The 14,887-nt window shown below is 60.3% G+C and carries 12 protein-coding genes and 4 pseudogenes; 9 read left to right on the top strand and 7 right to left on the bottom strand.

What is annotated here, in order from left to right; translation table 11 throughout:
• Positions 1–50: 50 nt before the first annotated feature.
• A complete protein-coding gene (locus tag CK228_RS24275; protein WP_095774577.1) occupies positions 51–245 on the bottom strand; it encodes a DUF6499 domain-containing protein in 195 nt (64 codons plus the stop codon).
• Positions 246–376: 131 nt separating this feature from the next.
• Positions 377–1,057: a hypothetical protein gene (locus CK228_RS24270; protein ID WP_245437844.1), complete on the bottom strand. Its 681-nt coding sequence runs from the start codon at positions 1,055–1,057 to the stop codon at positions 377–379.
• Between the two features lie 139 nt (positions 1,058–1,196).
• Between CK228_RS24270 and CK228_RS24265 the strand changes: the two genes are divergently transcribed.
• A complete protein-coding gene (locus tag CK228_RS24265; RefSeq protein ID WP_348629236.1) occupies positions 1,197–1,496 on the top strand; it encodes a transcriptional regulator in 300 nt (99 codons plus the stop codon).
• 72 nt (positions 1,497–1,568) lie between these two features.
• Here the strand turns inward: CK228_RS24265 and CK228_RS35370 are convergent.
• The 4 genes and pseudogenes from CK228_RS35370 to CK228_RS24250 all read right to left on the bottom strand — a co-directional run.
• Positions 1,569–1,703 (bottom strand): annotated as a pseudogene (locus CK228_RS35370) (DUF736 family protein); the annotation flags it as partial.
• 57 nt (positions 1,704–1,760) lie between these two features.
• A pseudogene (locus tag CK228_RS35885) lies at positions 1,761–1,820 on the bottom strand (hypothetical protein); the annotation flags it as partial.
• Position 1,821: 1 nt separating this feature from the next.
• On the bottom strand, positions 1,822–2,133 hold the full coding sequence (locus CK228_RS34895; protein WP_143750525.1) for a hypothetical protein: 312 nt from the start codon (positions 2,131–2,133) through the stop codon (positions 1,822–1,824).
• 393 nt (positions 2,134–2,526) lie between these two features.
• Positions 2,527–3,738, bottom strand: coding sequence for a DUF932 domain-containing protein (locus tag CK228_RS24250; RefSeq protein ID WP_095789504.1), 1,212 nt, complete (start codon positions 3,736–3,738; stop codon positions 2,527–2,529).
• Between the two features lie 427 nt (positions 3,739–4,165).
• Between CK228_RS24250 and CK228_RS24245 the strand changes: the two genes are divergently transcribed.
• A complete protein-coding gene (locus CK228_RS24245; RefSeq protein ID WP_095789503.1) occupies positions 4,166–4,699 on the top strand; it encodes a MucR family transcriptional regulator in 534 nt (177 codons plus the stop codon).
• 130 nt (positions 4,700–4,829) lie between these two features.
• Here CK228_RS24245 and CK228_RS24240 read toward each other — a convergent pair whose 3' ends face one another.
• Positions 4,830–6,941: a ParB/RepB/Spo0J family partition protein gene (locus CK228_RS24240; RefSeq protein WP_095789502.1), complete on the bottom strand. Its 2,112-nt coding sequence runs from the start codon at positions 6,939–6,941 to the stop codon at positions 4,830–4,832.
• Positions 6,942–7,484: 543 nt separating this feature from the next.
• Between CK228_RS24240 and CK228_RS24235 the strand changes: the two genes are divergently transcribed.
• The 7 genes and pseudogenes from CK228_RS24235 to CK228_RS24200 all read left to right on the top strand — a co-directional run.
• A complete protein-coding gene (locus tag CK228_RS24235; protein WP_095789501.1) occupies positions 7,485–9,161 on the top strand; it encodes a DNA polymerase/3'-5' exonuclease PolX in 1,677 nt (558 codons plus the stop codon).
• Positions 9,162–9,192: 31 nt separating this feature from the next.
• Positions 9,193–9,327: pseudogene (locus CK228_RS35880) on the top strand (cysteine hydrolase); the annotation flags it as partial.
• A 169-nt stretch (positions 9,328–9,496) separates the two neighbouring features.
• Positions 9,497–10,000: a DUF892 family protein gene (locus CK228_RS24225; protein WP_095789500.1), complete on the top strand. Its 504-nt coding sequence runs from the start codon at positions 9,497–9,499 to the stop codon at positions 9,998–10,000.
• Positions 10,001–10,062: 62 nt separating this feature from the next.
• Complete coding sequence (locus CK228_RS24220) at positions 10,063–10,317, top strand: hypothetical protein (protein WP_095789499.1); 255 nt, start codon at positions 10,063–10,065, stop codon at positions 10,315–10,317.
• A 39-nt stretch (positions 10,318–10,356) separates the two neighbouring features.
• Entirely contained in the window at positions 10,357–10,989 is a 633-nt protein-coding gene (locus CK228_RS24215) for a cell envelope biogenesis protein TolA (RefSeq protein WP_095789498.1), read from the top strand.
• 1,122 nt (positions 10,990–12,111) lie between these two features.
• The gene (locus CK228_RS24205; RefSeq protein ID WP_095789648.1) at positions 12,112–14,268 is read left to right on the top strand and encodes an exonuclease domain-containing protein; all 2,157 of its coding nucleotides are present in this window, start codon (positions 12,112–12,114) and stop codon (positions 14,266–14,268) included.
• A 181-nt stretch (positions 14,269–14,449) separates the two neighbouring features.
• Positions 14,450–14,762, top strand: a pseudogene (locus tag CK228_RS24200) (DNA polymerase IV); the annotation flags it as partial.
• Positions 14,763–14,887: the final 125 nt, after the last annotated feature.

Here is a 14,887-nt window from a genome sequence, read left to right as displayed (position 1 = left end):
CAGGGTCAATTTGAGGCGCCCAGTAGACGGATTGTTCGACGGCGGACTGGTCAGGCCTGGCGGCGAAACTGCAAACCCCAGCGCTTGCGCAATGCGCGCAGAGCCTTGGCTGACCGGGAGGCTGCGAAGTCTTGCTGATACTGCGGATTGCGCCGCAGGAACTCCCAGGCGATCACATCGGCGGCAGCGCCTTTGACGAATGCGTATGCCTGTGGATCACGCCACTGCGATGTATCCGGTTTCATCCGCGTCTTTCCCTAGTCAAAGATTTGATAGGGTGTCGCGGAGTTAAGCGAAATCCTTGGATTCCGTCATTGACGAAGCCGACGGGGGAGCGCGGCGAGGCTGCGTGATCAGGCGATGATTGTCGAGAGGCCTATTGGTTTGCGCCGTGCAGTGTCTTGAATGTCTGAGTCCAGCCCCGGTAGGTTTCGTCATCGCCCTGGCACCACGCACCGAAAGCGCGCCAGGCGGCAAAAGATGATGCGGACTGCTCGAACAGCGAGCCGATCGGCTCACCACCGGGCCAGCCGGCCGGCGGGTCGCCCGCCGCATCATTCGTAAGCCGTCGCAGGTCGGCCAATGCCGAGCGGATGTGCGGAAGCGGAAATTCGCAAAGGTCGCTGTTGTCGTTTGCTTCACGAACGACGACCGCAAGCTTGGCGATCACACCCGCCAATGATTGGGCAGCCGTCGCCGCAATCTCAGCCAGCAAGGCGTCCGCCTTTTCAGCATCGTCCTGCTCCACCTGCCGGGTGTCGAGATAGACGCGTTCGGCGTCGGTCCTCTCCGCGCACTCGACGACTTCGCCTGCGGTCGAAAACACCCCTCTTTCCCAGAGCCCGCCCTCTGCACGCTGCTGGCGGACGCAGGACGCCAGCGTCGCAGTGTGCGCATCCAACCAAGCAAGGGACAGGGTGAGCGCAGGATCGGCTAGAGGCTGACCAACGACCAGGCAGTCCGCCAAACCTTGTGTGTCGACGGCGGTCAACGAACTGACTAACTCCCGTCCCTGCATGACGGAAGACAAAGTCGTGGTATTGTCGGAATCAGCCATGATCCGAGCTCCACACAGCTTGGCGCTGGTCAGGTCGGGCAAGGGTGTTCCACCACCCTGCTCGACCGTTAGCCCCTGCGTCGTGTGCTTTAGAGGTATCCCTCCTCGGGCGCACGCAGCGGTAGCAGTGACGATTTAGATGAACTCGAGCGAAAAATCAAGCCCCATGGCATCAAATGATACTTTTGGTATAGAGGCAATTACAAGTGGCCAAGTGCGAGCTGCGCGTGCTTTGCTTCAATGGGATCAGAAAACGCTTGCAGAACGGTCGAAGGTTTCACTCGCTACAATTAAACGATTAGAGCCGTTGACCGGACCGATAAGGGCAAACAAAGTTACTGTTGAGGCATTGCGCCGCGCATTCGAATTGGCGGGTATCCAGTTTATCCCAGAGAACGGCGGGGGTGCCGGCGTTCGCCTGACCAACCGGTCCGATTAGCTTTGGAGGAAACGTTTCAGTTTGCGGGATCTGAAGACGCCCCGCCCGCAAGCGAGCGAGGCGTCTACCAATTTACTCGCCGATGCGGCGGTTAGGGCGGGACCAGATGAGGCTGTGATCGTCGCCTTCCTCGTCGGCGAAGATCGGAGCGGTGAAGCTCGGATCGTCAAGCTTGAGGCCGAGATAGTCGCGACCTTCGTTGGAGCGCAAGCCGCCGCCAATCATGGCGGCCGCCCTCACGAGACCCATCACGGCTTCGCGCAGTGACGAGGTTTTCCATGGATTGGAGGCGACACGCTCTTTGCCATAAAAGGCGGTGGCGATTTCACGGTAGCTGGCGCCGTTCGTGTCGCTGCGGGATTGTCATTCGCGTATCCGGCGGCACCGGCCTCTTGTCATAGCCACGCCAGAAACAGACGAGCGCTTCGACGCGCCCGAGCGTTTGCGAATCCAGCGGGATCAGGGCTGCAAGCGACCGGTTTGCCTCGCTGCCAGGAAGGAGGAGAAGCTGTGTGGCGATCCGATTGTCATGGACGGCATGGGATCCTTGCGGGCTAGGACGATGCGTGCCGAGTTCGACGAGCACCGCAGAAGGTTCGACTGGCAGGAAATCTGGCGAAGGCGTGAGGGTCAGCACGGCTGGATCCACCAGGGGGGACCCCGCGAAGGAGGGTCAGCAAGCATCACGCGATGCTGTGTCGGCATCGCCAACAGAACAGGTTGGGCGCTGCCTTTTCCGTCACAACGCAGCCGTGACGGGCGGGCAGACGCCGTGATCACAAAGTTGCCCAGGAAGACTGGAAAGCTGCTCTTACCGGGGTATTGGACTTTGGCGTTGTTGACGATCGAGTGGATTGCACGTTTTCTCTGAGGTTGATGTGACCGCAGTCGCGTCGCGAGCCGGGCGGAGCCCGGCGAGCGGCGGCCGCCAACCACGTGCGGCCGCCGCCGTCGAACAAGACGGCGGATGGGCTGAAAATTCCGGCATGAAGCCTGCGCGGCCGAATTTCGGCCGCGCAATGTCGGACGGTCAGATCGCCTTTTCCAGCAACGCCTTCGCCTTTCCTTCAAGCTCGAGCCGGCTGTCCTGATGGGATTTGGTGCGAGCGTGCGCGGTCATCCCTTGCACGAAATCAAAGATGCTTTCCGGTGGCCTGCCTTCCTCCTGCAAAACTGCTTCGATGATCTTGCCCGTTTCCACCTTGGAGAAACCACGCTTGCGCAGAAACGTTTCGCGGTCGTCATCGCTACGGGCGACGATCTTCTCGCGTGCGGCCTTGATGCCGGCGATGAACGGCTTGGGCGAAGAGTTCGCGAAACTGGTCAAGGCCGGCGCCGCCTCGTGGGCAAAACGCTGCGCAGCAAATTTCGAATGCCGGATGCTGATTTCTTCGAAACCTTCGACACCCCAAAGGTTGCGGTTCATGCAGACCGCGCGGAGATAGAATGACGCTATGCCGAGCGTCTTTGATCCCACTTCGCTATTCCAGCAATAGAAGCCACGGAAATATAAATCTGGTTCTCCGTTCGGCAGGCGTCCCGCCTCGATGGGATGGGTGTCATCCACCAGAAACAGGAACACGTCGCGGTCGCTGGCGTAAAGCGTGGTGTTGTCCTTGGTGATGTCGACCAAGGGGTTATGCGTCATGGTCGCCCAGTCCAGCACGCCCGGCACCTTCCACATGGTGTCGCCTGTGCCGTTTCCCGCGATCTTCATGACCGCTGCGACAAGTTCATGGTCCCAGATGCGGCCATAGTCCGGGCCGGTGACGGCGCGAAGCTCGATACGTCCGTCTTCCGCCTCCAAGGTTTTCACAAGCTCGGCTCGATGGGAAAGCAGGCCGTGCTGCAGGTTGATGCCAGCGAGCGGCGCCGGTAGCCGGCGCATGTAGGTCGCGGGTGCACCGATAAGGCTGCACAACTGGCCGAAGCTCCAATGCGTGGGTGCGATCGGCTGGTCCTGTCCGGGAACAATCAGCGAAAGTCTTTCCGCATTTTCGCGGCTTGCCTCAACCCTTACTGCCCGGCTCTCGACGGTCCGGGCGGTGGCGCGGTCCGCACGGGCGCGCACGGCGTCGTAAAGCTCGGTCAGCGACAGATACCGCTCATCGTCGGGGCGCGAAAACCATTCCGACGAAACGCGTCCAACGCGCTCGCCGCGCGAGATGTCCACGCGAAAGCCGCTGGTAACAGACTGCTGCTGGCCGTTGTTGGTGCCGCTGGTGTTCGTGATGATGTTCATTTTGCTCGCTCCTTTTTCGTCAAAGCCTAAGGCATGTCCCCGGCATGCCTTCCGGGGGCGCGTGAGCGCGCGGGAGTGATGGGGGCCAATGCGGTCGCGCGGAGCCGGGCTGCGCGGTCGAGCGAGGCGGATGCAACTCATTTGGATGGTTGGATCGGTTTGATCAGTCAGCCGCTTTGCGAGCCGGCGGCCCTGCTCTGCAACAGACGGCAATGGCGGGGAAGCGAGGGAAAGTCCCCTCGCTTCCCTGAAGGCTATGGGCAAGATTTCTCCACTGCCGATCAGCACGAAGGAAGCTAAGCTTGGTGTCTTGAAATTTCACAATGCGGCGAGCAGTGTTGGGAGACTAACGATTTGTTTTCTTGTTTGCTGAAAAAGACTTTTCGCCAACACGTTTGCCGATCCGATGACCAGAGGAAAAATATCCATGACCATTTCAAACGAGCAGCAGGACAAAGCTGATTTCGTAGCGATCGCTGCTGATATCGTCGCCGCGTACGTGGCGAACAACCCGCTGCCGGTTGCTGAACTGCCAAAGCTGATCGGCGACATTCATGCTGCATTGCAGGGGATCGGTGCGCCTGCGGCCGAGCCCGTGGTGAAACTGGAGCCTGCCGTATCGATCAGGAAGTCGGTGACGCCGGACTACATCATCTGCCTGGAGGACGGGAAAAAATTCAAATCCCTCAAGCGACACATCAGCACGCACTACAATCTCAGCCCTGACGAATACCGGGCGAAGTGGAGCCTGCCCGTCGATTATCCGATGGTGGCGCCGAACTACGCTGCCGCCCGCTCGGCGCTGGCAAAGGCTGCCGGGCTCGGGCGCAAGCCGGCGGAGCCCACACCGGCCGGGACCCCCAAGCTGAAACGGGCTGCGCGCGCGGTGACTGCGGCGACCAAGCCGGCGATCGCGAAGTCGCCCGTCAAGAAACCGCGCAAACGTCCTGCCAAGACCTAGTCGGCCCCGTTGCACCGCCTTGCCTTGTCCTCGATGTTGTGCGCTCGAGGTCCCCGGCCACGCTGAACAGCGTGGCCGGAGAATTCTAACGGGTGACCAGAGCCGCTTTTGCGGCTCCGGATTCTGTCATTCATTCGGCAGCGACGTCGAAGCCCTCACCTGCCTCGCTCGCGTCGTCGCGCTCGGAATAAGCCGCATGTGCATCGTCCAAGGATACTTGGTCGGCTGCGGAAGCCTCGCCCGCGATAGTGTCCCCTGCTTCGATATCTAGCGGGTCAGCAACCGTCGCGGGCTCCACGGTCCGCAGCAGCACGGGCAGCCAGCCGGTCCCGGCCAGCAACTGCTCGCCAGCTTCGGCCATCGGCTGCTTCTTCAACGCCGCAAGCCTTTCCGCCGCTTCACTGCCCGCACCCTCCTCGACTGCCGTGAGGATGTTCGCCTTGGTGATCCGCCCGAGATAGGTGCGCACCGTCGGCGTCCAATGTGCCGTCATGTCGAGCCCAAGCGCTGCCGCCAGCCTATCCGCTGTCTCGTGGGCGCGCGGCCGGCGATCCCAGGGCTGCTTGACGGCATTGACGGTGAGCGAGGCGCAGTACGCAAACAGGGCCATGACGCTGGCAGGATCAAGCGCGCCGATGAAGCCCCACAGGTCTGCCACATTGGCCGGGATGTCCGCTGCCCAGCCGGCATGACGATCCGCCAGCGCCTTGGCCGCTGCGGTGTCTTCGATGCCATCGGCATGGCCGCCGAGATACGTGCTCGTCGGCCGGATTTCCAGGCAATGGGCTTCCATGCCCTGATAGAAGGCCTGCGCGGCAAGCGTATGCGTTACAGCGATGAGGGCAATGTCCGGCTGCTCGCCGAGCGCAAGGCGAAGGCCGAGCGTGCGGTGGGCAGTCAGGTCGCGGACGAGAAGATCGGAAAGCGGCTTGCCGTCCTCCTCCGCGTCTTCATCATTTCCATGATTGGGGTCCGAAGTGGCATCCGCCTCGATGATCTCGCCATCACCATTGATGGTGTAGCCTTCGCCGCCTGCTTCCGGTGCGGGCAATTCGTCTTCGGCACGAATGAAGCCGCGTTCGATGCGCGCCGTTCCGTCATGGGAGAGCACAACGAACACACCGCCGCGCTCGACGACCTCCGGGTCGTAGGCGTGGCGCAGTGCATCGACGCGCTCCATCTCGGTTTCAAGCTCGCCGAAACGCTGATCGACATCATCGGGAAGCTCATCGGCGCTCTTCCATTCTTCCGTCAGTTCGTTGAACGTGCCAAGTGCCGACTGATAGGCCGCTTCGTCTTCCTCCGACAAATCAACCGGCTGCGGGTAGGTACGGCGCAGGCCGTGCGCGTGCGGATAGTCGGTGTGGACATCGGCCCATTTCCAGCCCTCGGCGTCTCTGACAGTTTCGGCGATGCCTTGCAGCTTCTCGACGACCATTCTGTCGAGCAAAGCTGCATCATCGTAGAAGCCACCGCGATCATCGGTGAACAGATCGCGGACGATCATACCGCCCGCGTCGATATAGGCTTCCGCGCCGATGAAGGCGGCACGGCGATCGCCAGCCGCCACATGCGTCCGCGTCAGCTCGCGGCGGATGATGTAGGGCTCGCGGTTGTAGGTCAGGTTTTCGAACACCTGCTCCTGCCGGGCGTGATCGTCGGTGATGGCGAACGCCATCAGTTGGTCGAGCGTCAGATCGCCATCTCGATAGACCTGCATCAGCCTGGGGCTGACGGCACCAAGCCGCAGACGCTGCCGCACGACATGAGCGGTGACGCCAAAGCGGGCGGCGATTTCCTCCGCACCCCATCCGCGTTCCTCGTTAAGACGCCGGAACGCCTCAAACTGGTCAGCGGGGTGCATGTCTTCACGCGTGATATTCTCGTCCAGGCTGATCTCATGCGGGTCGTTCTTGATATCGATGACGCAGCGGATCGGTTCGGTCTTCTTGATCTGCTTGCGCTTCACGCGCAAAAGCTGCGCCAGCCTGCGGCCCTCGCCGATGGTGACGAAATAGAAGCCGGTTTCCGTCCCCTCGCCGTCAAGTTCGGGCTCAATCACGAGGTTTTGTAGGATGCCTTTGGCGGCGATGCTTGCCGCATAGGCTTCGATGATCGCCTCGCTATGCGGGGTCTTGCGCGCATTGCGCGGGGACTTCTTCAACCTGTTCAGCGGAATGAAAACCTCCGAGCCGCTTACGCCGGCAATCGTGGTTTCCGCACTCCTTGCATGGATGGTCATGGTTCTGGTCCTTTCCCGTAAAATGCCGAAGGCATGCCCCTCGGCATGCCTTCCGGGGGCGCGTGAGCGCGCGGCAGAGAGGGGGGTTGAATGCCGGCGAGCGGAGCTGGGCTGCGCGTCGAGCGGGACGGATCGGGTCAATTCGGCGGATGACTGGTCAGCGCCGCCTTGCGAGCGGGCGGCCTCGCTCTGTCGCAGGCGCCAATCGCGGGGGAGAGATGGCCAAGACCATCTCTCCCTCCTTTGAGGTTGTCGCCCTCAGTTGCCAATGGCCCCTGCCATATGGAATTTCGATTGTGTAGAGACGGCGGAATGTCCGGCCAAGGCCAGGCAGAGCATCAAACTCACCAAGAAAACCGAGAAAGGTCCGCCATGCGTTTTCGCGCGTCATCGGTAGCTACCTTCGTCGGCGATCGCGCCCCACGCGGCCTTCGTAGGCGCGCCATGAAAGTATCCGAGCGGATGAATGACTTCGGGTGTGATAATCATCGGCCCGCTAGCCACACGGCTGGAACGCGATCGTAGCCAGATCGTTTTCGTGTCATGGCAAGGCCCGATACCCAGTCCGTAGCCCGTTTGCTCCGGGAGTATGCTCAGCGTTCCTCCCTGCGGGGTGGAAATCCTTACCGGGCGAAGGCGTATCTGCGTGCGGCCGACAGCCTCCGCGCGTTGTCGGAACCCCTGGAGCGAATCATCGCGGAGGGCGGGCTGACGGAGCTGCGAGGGATCGGCGATGCGATCGCCGATATTATTACGACGCTTCACCAGACCGGTTCGCATCCAAGCCTCGAAAAGCTCCGCAAGGATGTGCCTGAAGGTGTGCTCGAACTGTTCTCGATTCCAGGACTGCGTCCTGACAAGATCCTCAAGCTTCACCAGTCGCTCGGCGTTTCATCGCTTGAGGACTTGGAGGCCGCGGCCAAGGACGGCCTGATCGCCAAGACAAAGGGTCTCGGCGCCTCGCTGCAGACAAAGGTGCTGCAAAATCTTGCGATTGCACGATCCGCCGAAACGCAGCTGCATCTGCACAAGGCAGCTGCCCTGCTTGAGCATGCCGTGGAGATCCTCAGGCGGCGGCATCCTGAATTTGTAAAGCTTCAGGTCGCCGGCGATTTCCGCCGCGGCAGCGAACTTGTCTCCGATCTGGCGGTTGTCGCGGAAGCCAAGCAACCAGCCGAGAACAAGCCAAGCGGCGGCTTGAACCTCGTCATTACCGACAAAAGGCATTTTGGCGCACAGTTGCTCAATGCGACGGGCTCGGCTGAGCATGTCAGGTTGCTGCACGAACGCGCAAAAGAGCTGGGAATGGAGCTGCGGCCGGACGGTCTCTATCGTGGAAAGAAGCTGATCGCGTCGGCAACCGAAGCGGACATCTACGAGTCGCTGCGCCTGCAATTCATCGAGCCGGAACTGCGCGAGGGCCGCAATGAGATTGAGAAAGCAGAGAGGAACAAGCTTCCGAAGCTTGTCAGCGATGCTGATCTGCACGGAATCGTTCACTGCCACACGGATGCCTCGGATGGCACCGCGACTTTGGCGGCCATGGCGAACGCTACGCGGGAACGTGGCTTCGAGTATTTCGGGGTGGCCGACCACTCGCGGTCCGCGCACTACGCCGGCGGCCTGTCCATCGAGGAGATCGAAGAGCAGCACCGTGAGGCGGACCGGTTGAACAGGTCCTACGGGAAAGAATTTCGGATTCTCAAAGGCATTGAGGCCGATATCTTGGCGGACGGTTCTCTCGATTATCCCGATGAGATTCTTGCGACCTTTGATTTCGTTGTCGCCAGTGTCCACAGCCGCTTCAGGATGACGAAGAAGGACCAGACCGATCGTATCATACGGGCGGTTCAGAACCCTTACACGACCATTCTAGGCCACATGACGGGCCGGCAACTCACTCGTCGACCAGGTTACGAGATCGACATCGACAAATTACTGAGGGCTTGCGCAAAATTCGGCGTCGCTGTTGAAATCAACGCTCATCCCTGGCGGCTGGATCTCGATTGGCGCTGGCATGAGAAAGCCCTCGCCCATGGCTGCATCTTCAGCATCAATCCCGACGCCCATTCAATCGGCGAACTCGATCATATGCATTGGGGCGTGGAGACGGCCCGGAAGGGCGGCGTGCCGGCAAAGAGTGTTTTGAATGCCATGAAGCTGCCAGCACTGCTCCGCTATCTGTCGAGCAGGCGGCACCTCTCAAATCGCGCTGCATAGTCGGGAGAGACTTGGGCCGTTCTAGTTGTGTCTGGCACCGATCCTTTGTGCGATCGACTGGGGCTTTCGGGTCATCCTCCTGACAGATGCTCTCTGCAGCTCCGCCGAGGAAACTCATGATGCCATGATGGGCGCCTACCTCAACAGGTTCGGCGAGCAGGTGGAGTGGACGCCTTGCTGGAAGCATGGCCCGGCACAAAGCTGGAGCGCAGGGCGTCCTGAGCGTTCGCGGCGGCGGATTGCCAGATGGGTGGCCGGCTACATCGGGAAATTCCTCACGAAGGAACTCACCGCCTGCCTGCTAGTTTGGTGTCAAAGACACCTCGGAGGACATCTTGGGCTTTTTCACTAAAGACATCAAAACGCTGAACGACCTCTTCGTACACACCCTGCAGGATATCTGCTACGCAGAACGGCAGATCGCGAAGAAACTGCCGGACATGATCGAGAAGGCAACCGAGCCGTCCCTGAAAAACGGTTTCGAAACTCACCTTGCCGAGACAAAGAACCAGGTCGTGCGCCTGGAGAAGATCTTTAAGATGAATGGCGTCCAGGCCAAGGGCGTCGATTGTCCTGCGATCGACGGCATTCGCAAGGAAGCAAGCGAGGTCGCCGGCGACGTCGACGACAACCAGATCCTTGACGCAGCGCCCACCGCCGCCGCACAGGCCGTCGAGCACAATGAGGTCACACGTTACGGCACGCTGATTGCATGGGCGAAGAAGCTAGGCCGCAACGATTGCGCTTCCGTGCTCGAGCAGAACCTCGACGAGGAAAAGGCGACGGACCAGAAGCTGAACAAGATGGCGCTGGACAGCATGAACCAGAAGGCGGCCTGAGGCCGCGACGAAAGAATGGGCCGTCCGCTCTAGCGGGCGGTCTTTCGGCAGAAGGGATAGCGATGGACCCGATGATGGTGCTGAGAGCATTTGCAGCCGCGACGACGATCCTGGCTGCGGCGCTCGTCGCCGTGAATTGGAACGCGCGCATCACTTTCGCGGGGTTTGTGATATTCATCGTCGCTGCCATTGCCTGGTCAGCGGACGGATGGCTGGAAAGCAAGGCCTCGCTGATTGTCCAGAATGTTATCCTCCTGGTTGTCAACGTGCTTGGAGTCTGGCGCTGGCTGCCAAAGGCGGAAAAGGAAATGGACTAACCGGCGCTTCAGCTTGAACGAAAGAGGTACCGAAGCTGCATGCCGCGCAAGCTCAAAGTCTTTCAGACCTCTCAGGGCTTCTACGATCTCGCCATCGCGGCGCCCTCCATGAAGGCGGCGCTCGAAGCCTGGGGGTCTGGCATCAACCTATTCCACCTGGGATTCGCGACCGTGTCCGACGATCCCAAAGTCATCGCGGCGGCGATGAAGAAGCCGGGCGTCGTCTTGCGGCGGACGCTGGGGACGAACGGGCCGTTCAGTGAGCACGCTGACCTGCCAGCCACCCTCGACGATGCGCCGGAGCAAAGCAGAAAGCCACACGCGAAAAAACCCAGCACTGGCAAGACCAAGGCCGCGGACGAGAAGGCCGAGCGCCGTGCGGCAGCCGAATACGAAAAGGAGCGGCAGCGGCGTGACAGCGAGCGCCAAAAGGAGGAGGCGTCCGCGGCGAAGGCTAAGGAGCGGCGCAGGGCGGCAGTGGAAAAGGCGGAGCTAGCGCTGGCCGACGCGGAGCGCGAGCACGCGGAAATAATCACCGAAATCGACAACGATCAGGCGGCCGTCCAGCGCCGCGCGGACGACGAGGAGAAGCGCTGGAGCACGTTGAAAGCGCGTCTCGACGTCAATTTGCGAAAGGCACGTGGCCTGGGAGAACGGAAGCCATTTTCGTAACCCGGGCACAGGAACAATGTCCTCTTTTCGCGGATCATCGCAAACGAGGAAAAGAAAATGGCGAAAGCAGCATCGTTTCATGAACGGCGAAACGCTTTACCTTTTTGTTAGATTTTCCGGATGGAAAACAGCTAGCACTTGTCGTCAGATTGCTTTAGGCGGCAATCAGCTTCCCGAAGAATTTGCGGATATCGTCCACCAGCAGGTCAGGGGTCTCGGAGCTTTCGCCGACGCTCTTTCGCCCGCTCATGGAGGATGGACAACTTGTTGCGCCTCTACCCACTGTTTTGAAGGGGCCTGACTGGTACTTCGCCCTGATCCGCGAAGGCGACCAGCGACCAGCGCCCCGGAGCTTTAGCAATTGGCTACGCGCAAAGATCCAGCGGTCGCACTGGCAAGACCGAGTAGATCAATGCGGTAGTCGAGCGCATTGGCTCGGAGGCTTCCCGGCAGACACAGGTCGGCGCCGCCTTGCGAGCAAGCGGCCCCGCTCTGCGCAGACGGCATTCGCGTGGGGGGATGGCCAAGACCATTTCTTCCCTCGTGTGAGGCTGTCGCCCTTCTGTTGCCTGGCCTTTGCCGTATGCAATTGAGTTTGTGCGGAGATGGCGGAGTGCCGGGCTCCCTTTAGGAAAAAACGCAGCCGTAGGAGCGTCAGCATAGCGGCGCTGAAGGCGCGACGCGGGACCGACTGCAATGACGAGACCGCGTCAAGAGGGTAGCCGAAGGAGCGTCAGCATAGCGCCGCCGCAGGCGGGACGCGGGGCCGACGACCCCCGGCGAGGAGTTCCGTTTTGGCTCGATTATACTGACACCTGGCTGCAAGACTTCGACGGCGTGCCTCTCGGCGGCGCCAGTCAAATTAACCCGATCGGCGACGAGCTGGAGTCCGAGCTTCACGAGGACCGCAGTGCGCAATCCCAGCCCAGGAACCTAAGCCGGCGCTACCCATGCAGTTGACATTTTGCCTGGCGTCGGAACAAATATAGAACATGGAAATTCTCGAATCAACACGACTGTCTCCCGCGAGAGAGACCGCTCAGGCCTTTTGATGCCAACGGGGAACGACGTGGCGGAACGGCGCTTCACAGGGCCGCAGAGTGACCTGAACGAGTGGAGCAAATGAAGCTGCCTGTTCTCCCGGTTTATTATTATCACGACCATTTCACAGAAATGCTCGGCTTCGTCAGCGAGACCTATGGTGCTGTGTTGACGCATCGTCACCGGGCCTTCATCGAGACTTTTGCGACCATCTCGAAAGACGCCCAGTGCCTTTTGATCCGGATGATAAACCGGCGCGGTGTCATTTTTCGTCAGTCTGCTTTCCGCTATGCCGAGATTTCGAACGCGAAACGCGCTGTTGCGGAACTCCGCACTCTTGGATATGTGCGCTCGCTCGCAGAGAGCGACTACGCCCATTTCATCGTTTGCCATCCCAAAGATGCGCTCATCCAAGGCGCAAAGAATGCGGGCCTGGCCGAGCTGCGCACATCCTGGGCGAAGGGCAAGCTCGTTGACTACTATCTTGCGAACGTCACCTTCGAGACAGCCTATCAATATTGTGGTGGAGATGACTTTATCGCCCTTGGCGACACGGCACCGATTGAATTCCTGCTCTACCTTTATTTCGGCAAGACCGAGCAGGATCTGAAGAACTTTGCCTTGCGGGACCTCGGCATCCTGCGCACCAACAAGAATGCAAATCTGAGCGCTCGCTTCACGGACGCCGATGAGGCCCATGCGAGCTTCCATTTCAGCCGCCTTCTTGATGGCCTTGAGGTCAAATCCGAGCCCACCTACCGGGCCGCCATATCCGCAATCCTCGGCGGTCCTCAATGCACAACTGACTATGCCGCGGACCTGAAAAGCAAGGCAGCGCACAAAGCCGGCCAGTACTTCGAAAAGAGCGACGAGAAGGAGTTGGCGATACAGCTCTATCGCGCCGGTAGCTCCTTCGACTGCAATGAGCGCCTCGCGCGTCTGCTCTATTCGACCGGCGACAAGAAGGGGTCGGAAGAGCTCCTGCGGCGGATGATCGATGATCCCGCCAGTGACGACGAGTTCGTGTTTGCGAATGATTTCTATGCCCGCAAGTTCAACGGCCGAAGGACTGGGCTTTGCACCGAGCTGCTGCGGGCCGGCCGCACGATCACAGTCGACGATAGCTGGCGGGGCAACCCGGAGGCCGGCGTCGCCGGTGTGATGCGCCGGCAGGGCTGCAAGGTCTTCTACGCGGAGAATACCCTCTGGCACTGCCTTTTCGGTTTGCTGTTTTGGGATGAGCTCTTCGAGTCAGGCCAGCTGCACTCGAGCTTCGACTGGATGCCTCATTGTCTGAAGGACAAGACCTTCGCGCGCCTGTTCGCAAAAGAGATCGGCGAAAAACTGGCAGCAGTTGCATCACAATCCGCGCTCACACTTGTTCTGCGCACCATTGCCGGAAAGTGGGGGACGCCGAACGGGATCTTCGCTTGGGACTATGTCGACATGGACGCGATACGGCCGCTGCTCGCCGCCCATCCAGGCGGCGTAAGCACCATGTTGCGGCTCATGTGCGAAGATTTTCGCGCCATGCGCGACGGTTTTCCGGACCTCATGACCGAGCTTAATGGCGAAGTCGCGTTCCTTGAGGTGAAGGCAGAAGGGGATGCTGTCCGCCGCAGTCAGCTGACGCGGCTGCGACAGCTTGGCGGCGCAGGCATCAAGGCGGATATCGCGCGTGTCGATTTTCGGTTCGATCCCGAGCAGGAGTATGTCGTCGTCGACATCGAAACCACGGGAAGCTGGTCGAACGGCGACCGCGTCACGGAGATTGGCGCGGTAAAAATCCGCAATCATGAAATTGTCGACGAATGGAGTTCGCTGATCAATCCGCAGCGGTTGATCCCGGCTATGATCACTCGGCTCACGGGCATCACGAACGACATGGTAAGAAACGCGCCCCCGTTTGCGGAAGTCGCTGACGAGTTCATGCAGTTCATGGGTGAGGGAATTTTTGTCGCCCACAATGTGAATTTTGACTACGGCTTCCTCTCCAGCGAATACGAGCGGCTCGAACGTCGCTTCCGGTTCCCAAAACTCTGTACCTGCGCGACGATGCGAAGGCAGTTCCCGGGTCACAAGTCTTACGGCCTCGGCAGCCTCTGCGAGGCGTACGACATCAACCTCAAAGATCATCACCGGGCACTCTGCGACGCACGCGCCGCAGCTCACCTTCTCAACCTCATCAATGGAAAACGTGATATCGGCCCGTCGGTGCTTGCAGAGCAAGCGGCATAAGCCGCTCAGCGGGTCGATGATGTCGCATGGACGAGGCGCCTCGGCAAACCGCGTGGGTCGAGCGTTGGCGAGCTGTGGTGAAACTCGTCCCCTCCGCCGTGGTGGCTGCCGAGCTGCGAGGCGCGCGTGTTTGGCGTCCGATCGGCGATCCTCCGGTCACCGTAAAGCGGCAATGCCCGCAGCGGTCTCGGCTCAGATTCGGGGATTTTTCGCCGAGCATACCTATCGGATTAAGCCGCGCTCGCTCGATGAAGCCTATCTCGATGTGACTGAGAACCGGCACGGCATTGCCGGGCGACGACCGGCGCTGAAATAATCAGGGCGAAGATCCCTGTAGTGATCGGGCTGACCGCGTCCGCCGGTAACTCCTACAACAAATTCCATGCAAAATGGCATCGGATCACGCCTCGCCTGGGGCCCGCTTTCTCGAAGCCTTGCCGGTCAGGAAATTCCACGGTGTCGGACCGGCGATCGCGGCGAAGATGCAAGGTCTAGAGCGGGATGGGATTAGTGTCGGTCATATCCTGAGTTTTCGAAATAGTTTGAGCATTCTGTCGGTGTGACGCGATTGAGGGTCTGCCCGATTGCGTCGCAAACGGTTTCGACAGTGCGGCTTGCT

Source organism: Mesorhizobium sp. WSM4312 (genome assembly GCF_002294875.1).
GTDB lineage: Bacteria > Pseudomonadota > Alphaproteobacteria > Rhizobiales > Rhizobiaceae > Mesorhizobium.
Note: the sequence above shows the minus strand (reverse complement) of the source record. Positions and strands in the feature narration are given on the sequence as shown.

Coding starts and splice junctions, on each gene's coding strand:
- CK228_RS24250 (WP_095789504.1), bottom strand. CDS start 3,738: ATGAACATCATCACGAACACCAGCGGCACCAACAACGGCCAGCAGCAG.
- CK228_RS24270 (WP_245437844.1), bottom strand. CDS start 1,057: ATGGCTGATTCCGACAATACCACGACTTTGTCTTCCGTCATGCAGGGA.
- CK228_RS24265 (WP_348629236.1), top strand. CDS start 1,197: ATGAACTCGAGCGAAAAATCAAGCCCCATGGCATCAAATGATACTTTT.
- CK228_RS24215 (WP_095789498.1), top strand. CDS start 10,357: ATGCCGCGCAAGCTCAAAGTCTTTCAGACCTCTCAGGGCTTCTACGAT.
- CK228_RS24245 (WP_095789503.1), top strand. CDS start 4,166: ATGACCATTTCAAACGAGCAGCAGGACAAAGCTGATTTCGTAGCGATC.
- CK228_RS24205 (WP_095789648.1), top strand. CDS start 12,112: ATGAAGCTGCCTGTTCTCCCGGTTTATTATTATCACGACCATTTCACA.
- CK228_RS24275 (WP_095774577.1), bottom strand. CDS start 245: ATGAAACCGGATACATCGCAGTGGCGTGATCCACAGGCATACGCATTC.
- CK228_RS24235 (WP_095789501.1), top strand. CDS start 7,485: ATGGCAAGGCCCGATACCCAGTCCGTAGCCCGTTTGCTCCGGGAGTAT.
- CK228_RS24220 (WP_095789499.1), top strand. CDS start 10,063: ATGGACCCGATGATGGTGCTGAGAGCATTTGCAGCCGCGACGACGATC.
- CK228_RS24240 (WP_095789502.1), bottom strand. CDS start 6,941: ATGACCATCCATGCAAGGAGTGCGGAAACCACGATTGCCGGCGTAAGC.